The sequence below is a fragment of the Flavobacterium sp. genome, assembly GCF_041392005.1.
Taxonomy (GTDB): Bacteria; Bacteroidota; Bacteroidia; order Flavobacteriales; family Flavobacteriaceae; genus Flavobacterium.
Genome location: NZ_JAWKMX010000001.1, coordinates 120,632 through 140,677 on the forward strand (window position 1 = coordinate 120,632; position 20,046 = coordinate 140,677).

Consider the following 20,046-nt stretch of genomic DNA (forward strand, 5'->3'; position numbering starts at 1 on the left):
TTACTATTTTAATTGTAAAGTTTGCTGTTTTTATGAAAATTATTTAAAAAAATCGGTTCGAATACGACCTATACTATTACTAATAGTAGCCTTTAATGTATTATAATCATTAATATTTTGCATAGCCTGTTGCAAGGAAACTTCTGTAGTTTCTTTACTTATTTCTTCTAGTAATTTTTTCGATAAATTTTGAATTAAATATTCTCTATACGAAACTAGCGTTTCTAAAATTAATCGTTTTAAAACCGCTTCATCGTCTTTTGTTTTTACAAAAACTTGTTTTTTATCGAGCCAACCGTGCAATTCATACTTTTCTTCATTCATTAAAATATCGATAACTATTTGCTCTAATTCTGGCTCAAGTTGGTTTAAAAATTCATTGCGCTCAAAATTTCCTTTGCTTAAAAAAATGGCTAAAATTTGATGGATTAATTTTTTAAAAATAGGGTTCGAAAATTCTATTTCATCTTCTTGCAAATTCATATATACTTTTTCAAATATTTTCTGCACGCGCTTTTCGGTAAAATTTTCTTCCTTTCCATCTTCATTTAATCGCAAATAAGTTTCTTCAAATTCTATTTCTTTATTGCCGTAAAGAATTAAAATTTCAATAATTTTTCTTTCCAATAAATTAGCTACTTCCTCACTTGTAAGCAATTGGGCAACATTTTCATTACGAACAACTTCCAGTTCTTTTTGTTCTTTTTTAAATTTTTTATTGGTTTCCTGAAAATCTTTTTTATCAATTTGTGCTAACGTATTGTACAAAACATCTTCTGAGATATCCATTATACGCGAACATTCTTGCAAATACACTTCCCGTTTAATTCTATCAGAAATTTTAGAAATACTTACAACCATATCACGAATGAGTTCGGCTTTTTTTATAGGATCGTTTTGCGCTTCATTCATTAACAACGAGGCTTTAAACTGAATAAAATCTTTAGCATTTTCATCTAAATATTTTATCAACTCGTCATAAGGCGTTTTTTTGGCAAAACTATCTGGGTCATCGCCATCTGGAAAAGTACAAACTTTTACATTCATACCTGCTTCAAGAATTAAATCGATACCACGAATTGATGCACGTAAACCCGCAGCGTCACCATCAAACAAAACCGTCATATTTGGTGTTAAGCGTTTTACTAAATTGATTTGTTCTACCGTAAGTGCCGTTCCTGATGATGCAACTACGTTTTCGATTCCGGCTTGATGAAACTGAATAACATCGGTATAACCTTCAACCAAATAGCAATTGTTTTGCTTAGCTATGGCTTGTTTTGCATGGTAAATTCCGTAGAGAATTTTACTCTTATGGTAAATATCACTTTCGGGCGAATTGAGATACTTTGCTGCTTTTTTATCATTGGTTAAAATTCGACCACCAAAACCCAATACCCGACCACTCATACTTTGTATCGGGAACATTACACGACCTTTAAAACGGTCGAATTGTTTTTCTTCTTTTACAATCGTTAAGCCTGTTTTGTCGAGAAATTCTAATTTATAGCCTTTCCCTAAAGCTTCTTTGGTAAAAGCATCCCACTCGTCGGGCGAATAACCCAAACCAAATTTTTTGATAGTATCGGTAGTAAATCCGCGTTCTTTAAAATAACTCAACCCAATGGCTTTGCCAGCTTCGGTATTGTGTAAAGTATTTTGAAAGTATTTACTAGCAAATTCCGATACCAAATACATACTTTCTTTTTCATTGGCTAAAGCAGCTTCTTCATTGGTTTGCTCGGTTTCTTCTATTTCGATATTGTATTTTTTTGCCAAGTAACGAATGGCTTCTGGATACGTAAAATGCTCATGTTCCATAAGAAAAGTGACGGCATTTCCTCCTTTTCCAGATGAAAAATCTTTCCAAATTTGTTTAACAGGCGATACCATAAACGACGGCGATTTTTCGTTTACAAATGGACTTAATCCTTTTAAATTACTTCCGGCGCGCTTTAATTGCACAAAATCGCCAATAACTTCCTCAACGCGAGCGGTTTCAAATACGGTTTCTATAGTAGCTTGTGAAATCAATTTTTAATTCATTTGGAATTTTCAAAGATACAAAGTAGAATGGGTTTTATACAAAAAACCTGTTGGCTTTTACAAACAAACAGGCTTTTATGATAACTAACTGAAAAGATTAATTAAAATCGAAACGAACACCTAATGAAATGTTGTTTTGATTAACGGCATTGTTTTTAAATAAAGGATTTAAATCGTATTTAATATACAAACTTGTTGCTCGATAACCAATGTATGCACTTAAACCGTAATTGAAATTAGAAACATTAAAATCGCCTTTTTGTTTAACTTTTATACATTGATCGTCTTCTTGATAGCGTAAAATTTGTTTTGATTTAACACGAATTCCACCATAACCGCCAATACCTAAACGAACCGATTCGTGTGTTCTAAAATAAGGATTGCCATCTTTATCAAATTTTTTAGGAGTAAAATCGAATTCCAAATGTAAGGGAACCGTCAAATACACATTTCGAAAACGCGATTCTTTGAAATTGGTAAAACCATTTTGCAATTCGGTAACGTTTCCATTTTTAACAAAATAACGGTTATCGGTTGGACGCAAATTGTTGTACATTAATGACAATCCGTATTTTGCATGCAATAAGTTGTTGTTTTTAAAAACACGCGTATTACCTGTAATTCCCCATTCATACGAATGTGAACCCCAAAAACGAAAATCGGAATTATCTAAATTTTCACCGTCAGTAACTACATTATTTAAACCCATAGCGAATACGAATTGTGAAGTTGTTCTTTTAGAAAGACGCTTCATTTTATCTTCTTCTCCTTGATACACTTTCATTGCTGTTAAATTTATTTCGGTTCTATTTTTCCCAATTGAGTCGTTAGAACTTGATCCAATAACTATTACTGTTCCTTCTTTCTTAGTTCCTTCGTTTATTTTACCCTCAACTTTATCTTTCACCAATTGTTCTAATTTTTCATGTTCAACGGTTACTTTTTCTTCTATGTTTCGAGCTCTTTTTTGCGAAGCTATCATCTTTTGATTATCAGCTTCTTCTTTGGTAATTTTACCATCAGCCAATTGTTTATCAATGGCTTCAACTTCAAGTTTAAGGGCGTTTTTTTCTTCAGTAGAAATTTTTTCTATGGTATTGGCAATTAAATTAGCTTGTTTTTCAAAGCTCAATTTTTTAATAGAATCGTTTTCTTGAGCTTGTAAATTGCTTACAAATGCTAGTAAGAAAATGGCGGTGTAAAGAATAATTTTTTGCATAACTGTTCGTTTTTTGATTATTGATTATTTTTGATTTGATGATTATTCATAATTGCGGTTGGCGACTGCTTCACGTGCTTCGGCAAATTTTCTTTTAAGTTTATCAAAAGTGGTTTCTCTATATTCTACATCTATTTCTTTTTCTACCGAAGAAAGTAGTGATTGTGCATCTACTTTAATATTACTTTTCGAATTGTTGTTTGGTGTGCTTATTTTTGCATTTGAATTGGATTTGTTTTCAACAGTTGCCAATAATTTTTCGGGTGAAATATAATTATACTGATTTATTGTTGTTGGTTTATCAGTCGTAGCAATTGCTTCAGTAGAAGTAGTTGGTAACGTTTCTTTCACTTCATCATTTGTACTGTCTTCTATATTAAGCGATGGCTTTTTTTGATTACTTTTTGAATTATTTTGAACGACAACCTTTGTATGAACAGGCAAAACGGTTTCATTAATGTTAATTTCATCTTTATTTAAATCATCAATTATTTTTGTTTCATTAATTGGCGATTCATCTGCGTTTACAACTGAATTTTGTGGTGTTTCTAGTTTTGAATTTTGATTTAATAACCAAAATGAAATCCCACAAACTACAAATAAAGATGCCGCTACATAATACCAAACCATCAATTTCTTTTTAGGTTTTGCATCAACAGAAAGCATTGCGTCCAAACGATCCCAAGCAGCAGTAGATGGCGCAATGGTTCGTTGTTCCAACTTATTTTTTATGTTTTTTTCGATATTATTTGGTTCCATTTTCTGTTGCATTTAATTGGTTAATTTGGTGTTGCAATAATTTGCGTGCATGCGCCAATTGCGATTTTGAAGTTCCTTCAGATATTTTTAGCATTTCAGCTATTTCGTTGTGCTTATAGCCTTCAATTGCATATAAATTGAAAATTGTTTTGCAACCATCAGGAAGTTTATCAATCATTAATTGTATATCATCAGCAGAAAAACTCAAAATTTCATCTGTCAAATCATATTGAAATTCATGATTTACAATTTCATTTGTTTTAAAAACATTTTTTTTTACTCGAATATAGTCGATACATTCATTTACCATTATTCTTCGAATCCAACCTTCAAAATTTCCTTTCGATTCAAATTTTTTTAAATTGGTAAACACTTTCATAAATGCTGTTATCATAACATCTTCTGCAAAATGACCATCTGAAACATAATAGCGACAAATGCTCAACATTTTGGGTGCATATTTTTGATACAGTGCATGTTGTGCTTGCCTGTTGTTTTGTACAGCTTGCTTTATTAGGTTGTTTTCGTCTTTATGTAAATTGATAACTTTCACTTTTTGTCAAAATTCAATATCAAGTTCAATATCAAAATTCAAGTTTAAAATTTGCTTCTAAAAGTATAGACGAGAATAATTTTGAAAAGGTTGTATGTGTTTAAAAAATATGTCAATTTGAAAACATATTGACTTATTGGCTACTTGACTTATTTCTTACGTTCGATAACGTAGTTAACCATTAAAATAAGTGAATCTTTGTAGGGTGAATCAGGAAAATCTTTGAGCAATTGCAACGCTTCTTGTTGAAATTGTATCATTTTTTGTTCGGCATATCCTAATCCATTGGTGTCTTTTACAAACTGAATAACTTCTTTAACGCGTTTTTTATCTTTATTATGATTTTTAACCGAATTTATCAGCCAACTTTTTTCTTTTGAAGAACAATTATTTAAGGTGTAAATAAGTGGTAATGTCATTTTTTGTTCTTTAATATCGATACCTGTAGGCTTTCCAATGGCATCATCGGTATAATCAAACAAATCGTCTTTAATTTGAAAAGCCATTCCGATAAGTTCACCAAATTTTCGCATTTTTTCAACCAATTCGGCATCATTTGGAACCACCGAACAAGCGCCTAAAGAACAACAAGCGGCAATAAGCGTAGCGGTTTTTTGACGGATAATTTCATAATAAACATCTTCAGTAATATCAAGCCGACGCGCTTTTTCAATTTGAAGTAATTCGCCTTCACTCATTTCGCGTACGGCTACCGAGATAATCTTTAATAAATCAAAATCGTTATTATCTATTGACAACAACAAACCTTTAGACAGTAGATAATCGCCAACTAAAACTGCAATTTTATTTTTCCAAAGTGCATTAATAGAGAAAAAACCACGGCGTTTGTAGCTATCATCAACTACATCATCGTGCACTAAAGTTGCCGTATGAATCAATTCAATAACGGATGCACCGCGATAAGTACGTTCGTTTACATTTCCTTCTGAAACCATTTTGGCCGTAAGAAAAACAAACATAGGTCGCATTTGCTTTCCTTTGCGATTGACAATGTAGTGCGTGATTCTGTTGAGCAACGCCACTTTGGTAGACATCGCTTCACGGAACTTTTTTTCGAAAAGTTCCATTTCTGTACCAATAGGCTGTTTTATTTGCTCAACGATTTTCATCTGGGGTCAAAAATACGGAAAATTAAGAAAAAAACTACGACTTATTTGCTAATTGTCCACAAGCAGCACCTATATCTTTTCCTCTACTTCTACGAACTTTAACAACAATTTTATTTTTCTCTAAAGCAGAAATATAATCATTTATAGCTTGTTCAGTAGCTTGTTGAAACATTCCATCATCAATTGGGTTGTACTCAATTAAATTTACTTTACAAGGTACATATTTACAAAATTTAACCAAAGCATCAATAGATTTTTTATCATCATTAATTCCTTTCCAAACGACATACTCGTAGGTAACTTTACTTTTTGTTTTTTTGTACCAATATTCGAGGGCTTCACGCAATTCTGTAAGTGGAAAATTCTTAGTAAACGGCATAATTTCATTTCGGATTTCTTCAATTGCTGAATGCAACGAAACGGCTAATTTGAATTTTACCTCATCATCTGCCATTTTTTTAATCATCTTTGAAACACCCGAAGTGGAAACTGTAATGCGCTTTGGCGATATGCCTAAACCTTCTGGTGACGTAATTTTATCGATGGCTTTCATCACATTTGGATAATTCATCAAAGGTTCACCCATACCCATAAATACAATATTTGACAACGGATGGCCGTAATACAAGCGACTTTCTGCATCTATTGCAGCAACTTGATCGTATATTTCATCGGGCTGAAGATTTCGCATTCTTTTTAAACGTGCTGTAGCACAAAATTCACAATCCAAACTACAGCCTACTTGACTCGATACACAAGCGGTTGTTCTTTTTTCTGTTGGAATTAATACCGATTCAACAACCAAATCGTCATGCAAACGCACTGCATTTTTAACCGTTCCATCGGAACTTCGTTGCATCGTATCAACTTTAATATGATTGATTACAAAATTAGCTTCGAGCATAGCTCGGGTTTCTTTTGAAACATTGGTCATATCATCAAAAGTGTGTGCATTTTTTTGCCACAGCCATTCATATACTTGATTGCCGCGAAAAGCTTTATCGCCATTGGCAACAAAAAAATCACGGATTTGTTCTTTAGTTAAGGCGCGAATATCTTTTTTATCGGTTTGCATGGTGCAAAGTTAACTAAAATCGTTCAACTGAAGCTTTCTTCCAAAAATGTAAAAATTTATTTGGAACAGAATTTTCTTGCAATAGGCAACCTTCTGGAATTTCAGGAAAAGTTTCAGCAAATGTTTCCACTTCATTACGTTCTACTCGAGTACTCACAGCATCGCGAGTAACCTCATCGGGATGCGTTAAACCAGCCGACGCCATTAATTCTAAGGCACTATGTATTGTTTCCTTGTGATATTGTGCTACACGAACACTTTTATCAGCAGGAACTAAACCTTTCATTAAAACAGGATCTTGTGTGGCAACTCCTGTTGGGCAGGTATTTGCATGACATTCCAATGCCTGAATACAACCTAGTGCCATCATCATGCCTCGGGCCGAATTACATAAATCGGCACCTAATGATAGTGCTCGAATAATATCGAAACCAGAAACCACTTTACCACTAGCAATTATTTTGATTTCATTTTTAAGTCCGAAACCTTTTAAACAATCATACACAAAAGCAATGGCATCGCGTAATGGCATACCCACGTGATCTGAATATTCTGGTGGCGCAGCGCCTGTTCCGCCTTCGCCTCCATCAACGGTAATAAAATCGAAATACGTTTGGGTTTGCACCATGGCTTTACAAATAGAGATAAATTCTGATTTATTGCCTACACATAACTTCATACCAATAGGTTTACCTCCAGATTTTTCTCTAAGAAGTTTTACAAAATCCATTAATTCTAGCGGATTGGTAAAAGCGGAATGTTTGGGTGGCGAAATAACATCGCCTCCATCTTTACGAACCAAACGAATATTGGCTATTTCATCAGTAACTTTTGCAGCAGGTAAAATACCGCCATGACCTGGTTTTGCACCTTGCGAAAACTTAATTTCTATCATTTTAACATTATCCAGAGTTGCTCTTTTGGTATATTCTTCAACTGAAAATTTACCATCTAAGGTTCGTGCGCAAAAATAGCCTGTACCAATATTCCAAACTACATCGCCACCTTCTAAGTGATACGGAGAAATTCCACCTTCGCCCGTATTATGGTAAAAACCACCTAATTTTGCTCCATTATTCAAAGCACTTACAGCATTTTTACTCAACGAACCGTAACTCATAGCACTGATATTAAACATACTTGCTTCGTAAGGTTTTGTACATTGCGACGAACCAATTTTTACACGTGGTTCTGTTACTGTTTTTGAAAATGAAATGGCATTCATACTGTGATTAATCCATTCGTAGCCCGTGTCGTACACATTGAGTTGCGTACCAAAAGGCTTATTAGACGAAACATGTTTACTTCGCTGGTAAATCATACTTCGTTCTAATCGATTAAACGGACGACCATCAGTATCGGTTTCTATAAAATACTGACGCATCTCGGGACCGAGTTCTTCAAGTAAATACCGCATTCTTCCTAATAGCGGAAAGTTTTTGCGTATAGTATGTTTGGATTGATACATATCATACAATCCCATTAAAATTAAGGGAATGAAAATAAATAATAGCAATAAAAAACGTGAATTTACATAGGATAATATTGCAATAAACGCTATTGATGTGATGGCAAATACCAGAAAAGCTTTTCTCATTTTGATTAATTGAAATTTGAATATCATCAAAATTATCAAAATAATACAAACAACGAAAATAGATTTTGTAAATTCGCTTAAAATAAATTCGTTCAGATTCTGAAATAAGTTCAGAATGACAAAAAAATTGTAAAATATTATGCACTTTATATCAGAAGATTTGGAGAATTATGTAGCCAATCATTCAGAAAACGAACCTGATTTGTTAGCAAAACTCAATAAAGAAACCCATCAAAAAATATTGCAACCTCGTATGTTGAGTGGTCATTTTCAAGGCAGAGTTTTGAGTATGCTTTCAAAAATTATTCGTCCGCAGCATATTTTAGAAATTGGCACTTATACGGGTTATGCAGCTTTATGCTTGGCAGAAGGTTTAGCCGAAAATGGCACGTTAGACACTATTGATAATAACGAAGAATTATATGATTTTCAGAAAAAATATTTTGATGCTTCGGATCATAAAAATCAAATTGTTCAACATTTAGGAAATGCTTTGGAAATTATTCCAACGTTAAACAAAAAATTTGATTTGGTTTTTATTGATGCTGATAAAGAAAATTACATCAATTATTTTACTATGATTGTTCCGATGATGAACAAAGGTGGTGTTATTTTAAGCGATAATGTGTTGTGGAGTGGCAAAGTTTTGGGCGACGTAAAAGCCAACGATAAATCGACAAAAGTGTTGTTGGAATACAATCAATTATTAAAGAATGATTCGAGAGTGGAAACTATTTTATTACCTATTCGCGATGGATTGACGGTGAGTCGGATTTTATAAATATCTTTTATAAAAAATTTCATACAGTTTATAAAACAAAGTTCCAGAAAACGTTCCAAAAACATAACCTGTTAAAATATCACTTGGAAAATGAAGTCCTAAATAAATACGACTATAGGCAAAAACAAGTGGAAAGAAAAATAACAAACCTGTAAATTTATAATATTTACGCATTATCAATACAATAAAAACCGTGCTTGCCATTGAATTAGCAGCGTGTCCTGAGAAAAAACTATAGGAATTACGTTGCATTACAATTCGAATAAAATCTTTAATTTCGGGATCGTTACAAGGGCGAAATCGTTGAAAATGATTTTTAAAAAAATTAGTAGCTTGATCGGTAAATGTGATGAGAACCGCCAAAAATAAAATTATAATTCCTAGATTTTTCCAACCTACTTTTCGTTGTAATAAATGAAAAACCGCAATAAAAAACGGTGACCAATACAGTTGTTTGGTAATAATTTTCCAAAAACCATCAAACGCTTCAGAACCCAATCCGTTTAAAAAAATGAATAATTCTTTATCAAGTGTAAGTAATTGTTCCAAATTATTGCATGCGTTTAATAGGTCCGGTTAAATTTTCGATGTCTTCTTTAACTTCTTGAATTGGATTTTCGATAGTTGACGAAACATCATTTAACGGGTTAATAGATTTCGAAATTTCTTCTTTCGCTTTTTTAATTTCATCAGAAATACCACCCGATAAAGAATTCATATCTAAACCCGATTCTTTAGCACTATTATTAATTTCGTTTTTAATATCGTTAGTAGCATTTTTTATTTGCGCCATTGTTTTGCCTAATGTTCTGGCAAATTCAGGAATTTTATCTGAACCAAATAACATTAATGCAATAAAAATGATAAATAATAATTCGCTTCCGCCTATTCCAAACATAATTATAAAAATTGCAAAAAATTAAGAATGTAAAGTTACAAAGTTATGGTTGAGTTTTTGTTAAAATTAGCTAAAAAACAAACGTTGCATTGAACAACGTTGAAAAGTGTTTTATGATTTTTTCTTTTACTTCGCTTTCATCAATTTTTTTACCTAATTCTACTTGAAGTGAAGTTACGCCTTTTCCGCGAATACCACACGGAATAATATTATCGAAATATCCTAAATTAGTATTTACATTAAGTGCAAAACCGTGCATAGTAACCCAGCGGCTAGCACGCACACCCATGGCACAAATTTTTCGGGCAAATGGTGTACCAACATCGAGCCAAACGCCTGTTTCGCCTTCGCTACGTGTGCCTTTTAATCCATAATCGGCAAGCGTTAAAATTATTGTTTCTTCGAGTAATCGTAAATATTTATGAATATCGGTAAAGAAATTTTCCAAATCTATTATAGGATAGCCTACTATTTGCCCTGGACCGTGATAGGTAATATCGCCACCACGATTTATTTTGTAAAACGTAGCTCCTTTTTCTTCTAATTGTTTTTCAGACAACAACAAATTTGATACATCGCCACTTTTTCCTAATGTATAAACGTGCGGATGTTCTACAAAGAAAAAATAATTTGGAGTTTCTATATTAGGATTATCTCTTTTTTGTTTCTTTTGTGCTACCACTTTAGCAAATATTTCTTCTTGAAAATCCCAAGTGGCTTTGTAATCTTTTTTACCTAAATCTTGAAGTTCAATTTTTTTATTCATTTTTTAAAATATTACTTCAATATTCGATTTTTCCACATCGTTCATATATTCCTTAAAAGGCATTTCTATAGTAATGGTTTTTCGGTCTTCGCTGTACATAACTTCATATTTTGAAGTTACTTTTTTTACAGCTTTTGGAAATGTATATTTAATTTTAAAATGCGATTGTGCAAAAAGCATTTCTATAGATTCATCGTGTTGTTTTGAAAATGCAGCTTCAGATTCGGTTTCTTCGTCTTCAACTACAGTTTCTACTTCTGTTTGCTTTTCTTTTGCTTTTAATGATTTTTTAAAAGTTGCACCATCATAAAAAAATTGTTGTGCAGCATCAGTAGTTGCCGATGTGTTGTTTATTCCTGTTGGTAAATCATCTTTTGCAATACCAAAAATTGTCATACTTTGCAAAGGCGACATCATTTCGTCTAACTCATTTACCGTAGTAAAATCGGCAAACATAGAGTACTTCATTACTTCATCGGCTTCTTTGATTAACATATGAATTTTAAAATTTTCCATTTTTTTTAATCGTGCTTGTTCTGCCGCCGAAAGTTGTGCAATGCTATCTTTTTTTTCTGCAAATATTTCTTTAAACGAAATGATACTATCGATATCTTCCTTTTTAGCATTTTCTTCTAAAGTATCAGAATTTTTTCGATTTCCTGCCATTGAAATTAACTGAGAAGCATCTAAATCGAAGGCGTATTTTCCAGTTCCATCTTCGTTAATAATAAGATTTTCGGTAATTGAACAACTTGTAGAAAGTAGTGCCACACAAGTTGCGATTGCTATTTTTAATAATCTCATTTTTGAAAATTTTTACAAATATACAAAATAGTTTACCTATTAGCCCTGATAGAGCCAATAGCTTGTGTAAAATGCAATCGTTTTACACAACTAAAGGCGAAAGCAGGAAGTACAAAACCAAATAAACCAAAACATTTTGCTTCTTAAAAAAACTTTTAAACTTAAAACAAATGGCTTAAATTTGCAGGTTTAAATTTATAAGTATATGCAACTTTCAGAACAAGAAATTATTAGACGAGAAAAATTAACTAAGCTACGTGAACTTGGTATTAATCCGTATCCTGCCGATTTGTATCCTGTAAACGCAACATCGAAGCAAATAAAGGACAATTTTTCTGATGGTAAGAAAGTTGTAGTTGCTGGGCGTTTAATGAGTGTTCGCGACCAAGGGAAAGCCTCGTTTGCCGAATTGCAAGATAGCGAAGGTAGAATACAACTTTATTTTAATCGCGATGTAATTTGCGAAGGCGATGATAAAACTCTTTACAACACCGTTTTTAAAAAATTAATTGACCTTGGCGATTTTATAGGCATTGAAGGCGAATTATTTACCACAAAAGTTGGTGCACAAGCTATACGAGTTACTCATTTTAAATTGTTGAGCAAAGTATTGCGTCCGCTTCCATTACCAAAAACCGATGAAGATGGGAACGTATTTGATGCTTTTACCGATGCAGAACTACGCTATCGTATGCGCTATGTTGACTTAGTAGTAAACCCACAAGTGAAAGAAGTTTTTGTAAAACGAACCAAATTGTTCAATGCGATGCGAACTTTTTTTAACGAAAAAGGGTATATGGAAGTTGAAACACCAATTTTGCAAGCTATACCTGGTGGTGCGGCCGCACGCCCTTTTGTAACGCACCACAACTCATTAAATATTCCGTTGTATATGCGAATTGCTAACGAGTTATATTTAAAACGTTTAATTGTAGGTGGATTTGATGGTGTTTATGAATTTTCGAAAAATTTCCGCAACGAAGGAATGGACAGAACTCATAACCCAGAGTTTACCGCAATGGAAATTTATGTAGCCTACAAAGATTATAACTGGATGATGGAGTTTACCGAAAATCTTTTGGAATATTGCGCTACACAAGTAAATGGTACAACACAGGCAACTTTTGGCGAACATACGGTAGATTTTAAAGCGCCTTATGCCCGCGTTACCATGACTGATGCTATTAAACAATTTACTGGTTTTGACATTTCGGGTAAAAACGAAGACGAATTGCGAGAAGCAGCAAAGTCTATGGGAATTGACGTTGACGACACTATGGGTAAAGGAAAATTAATAGATGAAATTTTTGGCGAAAAATGCGAAGGCAATTTTATTCAACCCACATTTATTACCGATTATCCAAAAGAAATGAGTCCACTTACCAAAGAACACCGAAGCAATGCCGAATTAACCGAACGTTTTGAATTGATGGTTTGCGGAAAAGAAATTGCCAATGCGTATTCTGAGTTGAACGACCCAATTGACCAACGCGAACGCTTTGAAGCTCAATTAGCCTTATCGGAACGCGGCGATGATGAAGCCATGTTTATTGATCAAGATTTTTTGCGTGCTTTAGAATATGGTATGCCGCCAACATCGGGTTTAGGAATTGGTATGGATCGATTAATTATGTTTTTAACCAATAACGCATCGATACAAGAAGTTTTATTCTTTCCGCAAATGAAACCGGAAGCAAAACCACTTGAAATAAGTGAAGAAGCAAAACTAATAGTTGAGTTATTAAAAACAGAAAACAATCAACCGTTAGCTACTTTAAAAGAAAAATCAGCATTAAGCGGAAAAAAATGGGATAAAGCCATGAAAGAGTTGGCAAAAAATAATCTTACAAAAGTTATGGTTACAAACGATGTAAAAACTGTAGTTTTAAGCTAGATTTTTCACAATTTGCTACAATTTTACTTAAAAGAGTGTTAATTCACTCTTTTTTTTTACATTTGATTAAACCATTTTAAAAAAATAGGTTCTTACTAGTAAACAAAAATATATTTTATGAAAAAAATTTTAGCAATGGCACTTTTAGCTACAACAGTTTTAGCAGGTGCACAAGAAAAAGGCGAAAAAGCCGACAGAATGAAACAACGTTTAACTGTAGAGGAAAGAACAGAACTACAAGTTAAACATATGACTTTAGAGCTTGATTTAGACAGTAAACAACAAGAGCAAATTAAAGCATTAATGCTGGAAGCTGGAAAAGAAAAAGAAGCAAAAAGAGAAGCTTTTAAGGCAAAAAAAGACGGTAACGAAAAACCTTCTAAGGAAGAAATGCTTAAAATGAAAAACGATCGTTTAGACAGCCAAATTGAAATGAAAGCTAAATTAAAAGCGATTCTAACAGAAAAACAATATGAAAAATGGGAAAACTCTCAAAGCAAAAGAAGAGAAAATGCCAGAGAACATATGAAAGAAAATAGAGGTAATTTAAAAATGGGTAGAAAGAAAACTGAATAATAATTTGCAAAAACAGTAATTTTACTTTAAGTTTGGACTAAATTATTAATCAATAATCCAATGAAAAAAATTGTTGCGCTATTTGTTTTTCTTTTTGCTTTTAGTTTTTCAACACAAGCACAAGAAAATAACGCCAAAGCAAAGTCTAAAGCCGAGGTTAAAGAATTAATTGAATTCTTAAATTTAGATTACGCTACTACTAATGATGTTTACGAGGTAGTTTTGTATAAAAACACTAAAAAAAGCAGTGGCAATGCTTATAACCAACAAGAGTTAAGCAACGAAGTTGATCTTAAGTTACGAGAATTATTATCGAAAGAGGCTTATATTAACCTTCAGTCAAACACTGTTTTGTATAAAAAAATTGTTGAGTAAATTGTACTTATGAACAACCCATTTTTATATTTTATTTTAAGTTTTTGCTTTTTTATTTCGGTGCAAGCTCAAGAAAAAAGAGTCGAAAAAGATTTAAAAAAGTACGAAGTTGAAGCACAAAAAGATTCGGCCGCAATTGCAGCTTTTTTACAACTTGATGATGTTACTAAAGATAAAGTTTATACTATTTTGTTGTACAAAGAAAAAAATTTGCCAGACATTTTAGATTTACCAGAAAGAATGAAAATTTTTAGTGCAAATATTACAAATAGTTTACAAAAAGCACTTTCAGACGAGCAATTTATAAAACTTAAAGAAAATGAAGGTTTATACGCTAAAGCATTAAATTAAAATACAGAATAAATATAATTTAGTAAAAAAACTTCTCGCAAAAGCGAGAAGTTTTTTTATTTACACAACTAAAAACGTGTTACTTTTTCAACAGCAGTAATTGTTTTATCTAAATCTTCATACGAAAGCGCATCGGTTATAAACCACGTTTCATAAGCAGATGGTGCAATATAAATACCTTCTTGTAATAAATTATGAAAGAAATTTTTAAACTGTTGATTATCGCCATTTTTAGCTGTTTCAAAATCGAAAACAGGATTTTTATCGAAATGTACCGAAATCATAGAACCTACTCTATTTATAGTAAAATCAACTTTGTTTTTAGATAAAACCTCTCGCAAACCATTTTCTAAATAAGCCGTTTTATCTTCTAACCGTCTGTAAATTTCAGTATCTGCGTTTAATGTTTTTAGCATTTCGTAACCCGCCGCCATTGCTAATGGATTTCCAGACAATGTTCCGGCTTGGTAAACAGGCCCCATTGGTGCTAAATAATTCATTATTTCATTTTTTCCTGCAAAAGCACCTACTGGAAGTCCACCGCCAATTACTTTTCCAAAACAAACCAAATCGGCTTTTACATTAAATAGTTCTTGTGCGCCACCTTTTGCTAATCGGAAACCAGTCATTACTTCATCAAAAATTAACAGCGCATTATTTTCTGTACACACTTGGCGTAGTTCTTTTAAGAAATTTTCTTTTGGTGGAATACAGCCCATATTTCCTGCAACAGGTTCAATAATAACAGCTGCTATTTCGTTTTTATTCGATTCAAAAATTGCTTTTACATTTTCTATATCGTTATAATTTGCTAATAATGTATCTTTTGCAGTTCCTTGTGTAACACCTGGGCTATTAGGCACTCCAAAAGTACTTAATCCACTACCTGCTGCAATTAAAAACGAATCGGAATGACCGTGATAGCAACCTGAAAATTTTATAATTTTATCTTTCTTTGTATAGCCACGAGCCAAACGAATAGCACTCATACAGGCTTCGGTTCCTGAATTTACAAACCGAATTTTATCGATATTTGGTACCATTGCAATTGCTAGTGCTGCAATTTTTGTTTCAAGCGCTGTAGGTGTACCAAATGAAGTTCCTTTTTTTGCTCTTTCAATTACAGCATTAACAACAGGTTCATAAGCATGGCCTAAAATCATTGGCCCCCATGAGTTAATATAATCGATATATTGATTGTTATCTTCGTCTATTAAATAAGCACCTTTAGCTTCTTTAATAAAAACAGGCGTTCCTCCTACTCCTTTAAATGCTCGAACAGGCGAATTTACACCACCTGGTATTACAACTGAAGCTTCTCTAAAAAGTGCGCTACTTCTTTCGTATTTCATTACTTTGTTTTGTTATAAATTATTTTTTGACCTATAGAAAGTGAATTATCCGATAAGTTATTTAGTCGCTTTAACTCATCTACAGTTGTATTAAATTTTTTTGAAAGAGAATATAATGTATCGCCCTGTTGCACTGTGTAAACCTGATTAATTCCTTTTATATTAGGCTTCGCTTCCTCATTTTTATTAGTAGTTATAGTGCGTTTATTTGATGCTACTTCTTCATCGTACTGGTTAAGATTATAACGTTCTATAATCCCTATTAATTTTGCTGGATATTTAGGATCGGTTGCATAGCCTGCATTCTTTAAGCCTTTTGCCCATTCTTTATAGTCTAAAATATCCAATTCGAATAAAGTAGCATAACGACTTCTAGATGTTAAAAACAACGAATGGTCGCGATACGAATCGGCTGGATCGTTATATTTTCTAAAACATTCTTGCTCGGCATCGTCGTCGTGTGTAATAGAATCGCCTTCCCAACCTTTATGGCATTTTATTCCAAAATGATTATTAGCTTCTTTACACAATCTGCCCTTTCCTGCACCCGATTCTAAAATTCCTTGTGCCAATGTTATACTTGCTGGAATTTTATAATTTATCATATTGTTTTTTGCCACATCTTTAAATTGATTAATATATTCGTCAACTGTTTTAGGTTCTACATATACTTTTGATGTAGCCTCTAACGTTTCATTTGGCTTTGATGTTGGTTTTGATACTGGTGTTACTTTTGGTTTAACCACAACCGGTTTTGTAGTAGTTGGCGACTTTGTAGCTGTTTTTGATTTTTTTGATGCACCACAACTAAACAAAAAAACTGATGCTAGTAGAAGCACAATTAGTTTAAATTTCATATTCAATTATTTCTTTATTTTTTGCATTTAAAACTTGGTTTACACCTTTAATACCTTGTAAGCCTCCTGTATGAATAGCTAAAATTTTAGCATTAGGCTTAAAATATTTTTTTTCGATTAAATCGAAAATACCAAACATCATTTTTCCTGTGTAAATTGGATCTAGTGGAATATGAGTTTGTTCATAAAACTGATTTAAAAACGCAACTAACTCGGGTTTTATTTTACCATAGCCACCAAAATGATAGTCTGAAATAATTTCCCAATTTGTCTTTTGGACAAATTTACGAATATCATTCGATAAAAAATCGCCTTTTAAGGCAGCAAAACCTAGAATTTTTTGATGATTACTAGACGAATTTATAATTCCTGAAATTGTACCACCTGTGCCTACTGCAGAGCATATATAATCGAACTCGTTTTTATCTTCTTCTGTTACAATTTCTTCACAACCTTTTATAGCTAAATTGTTTGTTCCACCTTCGGGAATTAAATAAAAATCGCCAAAACGATTGTGCAAACTTTCTATAAAATTTGGATTTTCTTTATTTCTATACGTTTCTCTATCTACATAAAAAAATTGCATTCCTAAACTTGAAGCATGAGCTAACGTAGGGTTTAATTGTTGATACTCTAATTCATTACCACGAATTACACCTATTGTTTTAAACCCATTTTCTTTACCTGCTGCTGCAGTTGCTACTATATGATTTGAAAATGCACCACCAAAAGTTACTAGTGTTGTTTTATTTAATTGCTGGGCTTCTAAAATATTATACTTTAATTTTCTAAACTTATTTCCAGAAATAAGCGGATGCAACAAATCGTCTCTTTTACAATAGAGTGATATAGCAAATGGAAAATTTATTTCGACCTTTTGGTTCATTGTACAAAAATAAAAAATCCCGCAACAAATGCGGGATTTAAACGTATTTATACTATAGTAATTATTTAACTAAAACTTTTTTAGTAAACGATAAACCTTGGCTTGTTTTTACTTTAACAATATAAACACCATTGTTTAAGCTTCCTGTTGGTATTTCTATTTGATTAGCTGTTCCTAAACTTTGTTTTGCGATAACTTTTTTACCCAACACATCATAAACAGAAGCTTCTGCTACGTCTTCATTTAACGGATTAATTAAAGTTAATAATCCTGCTCCATTATTTTGATAAACTAAAAATGAATTTGCTATTTCCTGATTATTTTCGTTTAATACGCTGTTTAATTCAAACACAATTTCGAATTGTGTTGTGTTTTCTCCTGCTGGCAAACTTACAAATGCTTCATCTGTTAAAATATTGTAATATATATCGTTTACTTTATCGTGAAGATAAATTTCATTTGCTAAATCGAAGTTAATAAGTTCTGAAACTTTTATTTTATATACAGAAGCTACATCACTTTTAAGTGTAACCGGTATTTTTTTATCGATTGCGAAAGGCATTGTAGAAACAACTAACTTTTCAGCACCATCAATAGGGTTTAAACACGCTACTTTTGCAACGTTTCCGTAAGGACAAATACCGTCAAACAAGTCGTAACTATCTGAAGTGTTATTTGCAAATACCGCAGCACTCTCATAAACCACAGTGTCATCAATAAAAAAATGAATTTTAAATTGAGGTGCTTGTAATTTAGAAAATTGAGTATAATCTACTCCTGCCACATTTGGTATTTCGTCCCAATTAGTAGCATTAGTTAATGTGGTTCCAAAATTTGCTGTCTTTTCAAATTGCGAATAATTTGCCGCAGGGTCGTTATCTTTTACAAAAGCTCTATAAATATTACGCATAGTGGCGGTTCCTGATGCTACAGCACCGTGAACCATAAAACCTTGACCTACAGGTGTAAACATTCTTTGAAAAGTATTTCCAGATGCAGTACCCGTAGTTGGTGTTTCGCCATCGTTACTATAAGTATTCATAGGAGCAGATGTATAAGTGCCTGGACTATTTGCATTTAAAGGATTTGGCACATAGGTACCATAACCGCCAACATACCCGCCAACATTGTGTGTTGCATTGCTTTTATCGTGCTCCCAAAAGTAAGCGGTGTTATTAATTTGTGGCGTTCCTGTAAGAGTTGGCACTCCAGTTCCGTAATCAATTGTATAACCGCTATTTTCTAATAAATAATAATTTAAATTAATAGCTGAAGGATATGGATTTCCAACTAAAGTTAAATTTATGTAACTGGTTCCATCGTTGTTAGAAACAGTAGCCGACATATTACCATCGTTTGGTTTTCCTCTAAAATCGTAACGTTGATTACTACCCGAATTGTTTTGTTTTGTTTGTAAGCCAGCCATAGCTGCATTAGCATCTTCATCTGGATCTGCAACTGTTGTATCTGTTCCAGATACGCCTTTCATTGTAAAACCCAATCCTGGTTCTACCGTTGTACCCGCACCTACATATACCCAACCGCCAGTTCCTGGTGCATAAACATTACTAGCATAATATTTCCAAATCCATTTATTTGAAATATTTAATGAAGAATTAGACGTAGAACCGTCCCAAGCAGTAGAATTTGTGGCTGGTATGCTTGCTGTTTTTGTAGTAGGTCTATTCAATAAAGTTATTCCAAAGTTAGAGTTTCCAGAAGTTGCATTAGGCACTCCTACTGGAGAACACCAATAATTGTATTGGTAATTATTAGTTGTTCCTTCTTGAAAAACCGAAAGTGTACCCTCACCCACATTACTACTAGAACCCGTAGTTCCTTGCAATAATTGCGACTGATTACGTAAATATACATTTGCTGTATTGGCTAAATTTACGTCTTGCTCTACATATACAAAAGCATTATTTGCATACATATACGTATCCGAACTTACATACATTTGTGAAAAAGATGCAAACGCGGAAAGAAAAAACAGAAATGATACAATTTTTTTCATAACCTAAAGAATTAATAGGCAAAGATAATAATTTTTTACCGTTTAATTACTTCTAGAAATATATCTACAAAGTATTTTAGTGTTAATTAATGTTAAAATAAGTGTTAATT

The 20,046-nt window shown here is 32.7% G+C and carries 20 protein-coding genes; 5 read left to right on the plus strand and 15 right to left on the minus strand.

From position 1 onward, the window contains the following. Positions 1 to 39: 39 nt before the first annotated feature. The 7 genes from dnaG to R2808_RS00620 all read right to left on the minus strand — a co-directional run bounded on the left by dnaG (position 40) and on the right by R2808_RS00620 (position 8,379). On the minus strand, positions 40 to 2,034 hold the full coding sequence (gene dnaG / locus R2808_RS00590; protein WP_371268985.1) for a DNA primase: 1,995 nt from the start codon (positions 2,032 to 2,034) through the stop codon (positions 40 to 42). A gap of 109 nt (positions 2,035 to 2,143) precedes the next feature. After that, on the minus strand, positions 2,144 to 3,265 hold the full coding sequence (locus R2808_RS00595) for a hypothetical protein (RefSeq protein WP_371268986.1): 1,122 nt from the start codon (positions 3,263 to 3,265) through the stop codon (positions 2,144 to 2,146). A gap of 42 nt (positions 3,266 to 3,307) precedes the next feature. After that, on the minus strand, positions 3,308 to 4,024 hold the full coding sequence (locus R2808_RS00600; RefSeq protein ID WP_371268987.1) for a hypothetical protein: 717 nt from the start codon (positions 4,022 to 4,024) through the stop codon (positions 3,308 to 3,310). After that, positions 4,011 to 4,577: an RNA polymerase sigma factor gene (locus R2808_RS00605; RefSeq protein WP_371268988.1), complete on the minus strand. Its 567-nt coding sequence runs from the start codon at positions 4,575 to 4,577 to the stop codon at positions 4,011 to 4,013. Before R2808_RS00605 ends, R2808_RS00600 begins: the two co-directional genes overlap by 14 nt. Positions 4,578 to 4,726: 149 nt before the next feature. Next, entirely contained in the window at positions 4,727 to 5,707 is a 981-nt protein-coding gene (locus R2808_RS00610; RefSeq protein WP_371268989.1) for a polyprenyl synthetase family protein, read from the minus strand. A 34-nt stretch (positions 5,708 to 5,741) separates the two neighbouring features. Further along, on the minus strand, positions 5,742 to 6,782 hold the full coding sequence (rlmN, locus tag R2808_RS00615) for a 23S rRNA (adenine(2503)-C(2))-methyltransferase RlmN (RefSeq protein ID WP_371268990.1): 1,041 nt from the start codon (positions 6,780 to 6,782) through the stop codon (positions 5,742 to 5,744). A 13-nt stretch (positions 6,783 to 6,795) separates the two neighbouring features. After that, the gene (locus R2808_RS00620) at positions 6,796 to 8,379 is read right to left on the minus strand and encodes an FMN-binding glutamate synthase family protein (protein ID WP_371268991.1); all 1,584 of its coding nucleotides are present in this window, start codon (positions 8,377 to 8,379) and stop codon (positions 6,796 to 6,798) included. A gap of 139 nt (positions 8,380 to 8,518) precedes the next feature. Between R2808_RS00620 and R2808_RS00625 the strand changes: the two genes are divergently transcribed. Continuing rightward, the gene (locus tag R2808_RS00625; protein WP_371268992.1) at positions 8,519 to 9,160 is read left to right on the plus strand and encodes an O-methyltransferase; all 642 of its coding nucleotides are present in this window, start codon (positions 8,519 to 8,521) and stop codon (positions 9,158 to 9,160) included. Here the strand turns inward: R2808_RS00625 and R2808_RS00630 are convergent. The 4 genes from R2808_RS00630 to R2808_RS00645 form a co-directional block, all read right to left on the minus strand. After that, the gene (locus R2808_RS00630) at positions 9,155 to 9,709 is read right to left on the minus strand and encodes a phosphatase PAP2 family protein (protein ID WP_371268993.1); all 555 of its coding nucleotides are present in this window, start codon (positions 9,707 to 9,709) and stop codon (positions 9,155 to 9,157) included. The genes R2808_RS00625 and R2808_RS00630 overlap by 6 nt on opposite strands. 1 nt (position 9,710) lies before the next feature. Next, the gene (locus R2808_RS00635; RefSeq protein WP_371268994.1) at positions 9,711 to 10,058 is read right to left on the minus strand and encodes a twin-arginine translocase TatA/TatE family subunit; all 348 of its coding nucleotides are present in this window, start codon (positions 10,056 to 10,058) and stop codon (positions 9,711 to 9,713) included. A 70-nt stretch (positions 10,059 to 10,128) separates the two neighbouring features. Next, entirely contained in the window at positions 10,129 to 10,824 is a 696-nt protein-coding gene (lipB, locus tag R2808_RS00640; RefSeq protein ID WP_371268995.1) for a lipoyl(octanoyl) transferase LipB, read from the minus strand. A 3-nt stretch (positions 10,825 to 10,827) separates the two neighbouring features. Further along, positions 10,828 to 11,628 carry a hypothetical protein gene (locus R2808_RS00645; RefSeq protein ID WP_371268997.1) on the minus strand — a complete coding sequence of 267 codons (801 nt, stop codon included), beginning with the start codon at positions 11,626 to 11,628 and terminating at the stop codon, positions 10,828 to 10,830. 205 nt (positions 11,629 to 11,833) lie between these two features. Here R2808_RS00645 and lysS point away from each other — a divergent pair, with 205 nt between their 5' ends. The 4 genes from lysS to R2808_RS00665 all read left to right on the plus strand — a co-directional run bounded on the left by lysS (position 11,834) and on the right by R2808_RS00665 (position 14,824). Continuing rightward, positions 11,834 to 13,522, plus strand: a complete 1,689-nt coding sequence (lysS, locus tag R2808_RS00650) for a lysine--tRNA ligase (protein WP_371268998.1) — start codon at positions 11,834 to 11,836, stop codon at positions 13,520 to 13,522. 117 nt (positions 13,523 to 13,639) lie between these two features. Continuing rightward, positions 13,640 to 14,098 carry a hypothetical protein gene (locus R2808_RS00655; RefSeq protein WP_371268999.1) on the plus strand — a complete coding sequence of 153 codons (459 nt, stop codon included), beginning with the start codon at positions 13,640 to 13,642 and terminating at the stop codon, positions 14,096 to 14,098. A 60-nt stretch (positions 14,099 to 14,158) separates the two neighbouring features. Beyond that, on the plus strand, positions 14,159 to 14,473 hold the full coding sequence (locus R2808_RS00660; protein ID WP_371269000.1) for a hypothetical protein: 315 nt from the start codon (positions 14,159 to 14,161) through the stop codon (positions 14,471 to 14,473). A gap of 9 nt (positions 14,474 to 14,482) precedes the next feature. Further along, the gene (locus R2808_RS00665) at positions 14,483 to 14,824 is read left to right on the plus strand and encodes a hypothetical protein (protein ID WP_371269001.1); all 342 of its coding nucleotides are present in this window, start codon (positions 14,483 to 14,485) and stop codon (positions 14,822 to 14,824) included. Positions 14,825 to 14,892: 68 nt separating this feature from the next. On the opposite strand, the gene hemL is transcribed toward R2808_RS00665, so the two are convergent. From hemL to R2808_RS00685, 4 genes are all read right to left on the minus strand, one after another. Beyond that, positions 14,893 to 16,176 (minus strand): glutamate-1-semialdehyde 2,1-aminomutase, encoded by a 1,284-nt coding sequence (hemL, locus tag R2808_RS00670; protein WP_371269002.1) that lies wholly within the window; start codon positions 16,174 to 16,176, stop codon positions 14,893 to 14,895. Then, positions 16,176 to 17,033, minus strand: coding sequence for a glucosaminidase domain-containing protein (locus R2808_RS00675; protein ID WP_371269003.1), 858 nt, complete (start codon positions 17,031 to 17,033; stop codon positions 16,176 to 16,178). Before R2808_RS00675 ends, hemL begins: the two co-directional genes overlap by 1 nt. After that, positions 17,023 to 17,919 carry a 1-aminocyclopropane-1-carboxylate deaminase/D-cysteine desulfhydrase gene (locus R2808_RS00680; protein WP_371269004.1) on the minus strand — a complete coding sequence of 299 codons (897 nt, stop codon included), beginning with the start codon at positions 17,917 to 17,919 and terminating at the stop codon, positions 17,023 to 17,025. Before R2808_RS00680 ends, R2808_RS00675 begins: the two co-directional genes overlap by 11 nt. A gap of 61 nt (positions 17,920 to 17,980) precedes the next feature. After that, entirely contained in the window at positions 17,981 to 19,936 is a 1,956-nt protein-coding gene (locus R2808_RS00685) for a T9SS type A sorting domain-containing protein (protein WP_371269005.1), read from the minus strand. Between the last annotated feature and the right edge of the window lie 110 nt (positions 19,937 to 20,046).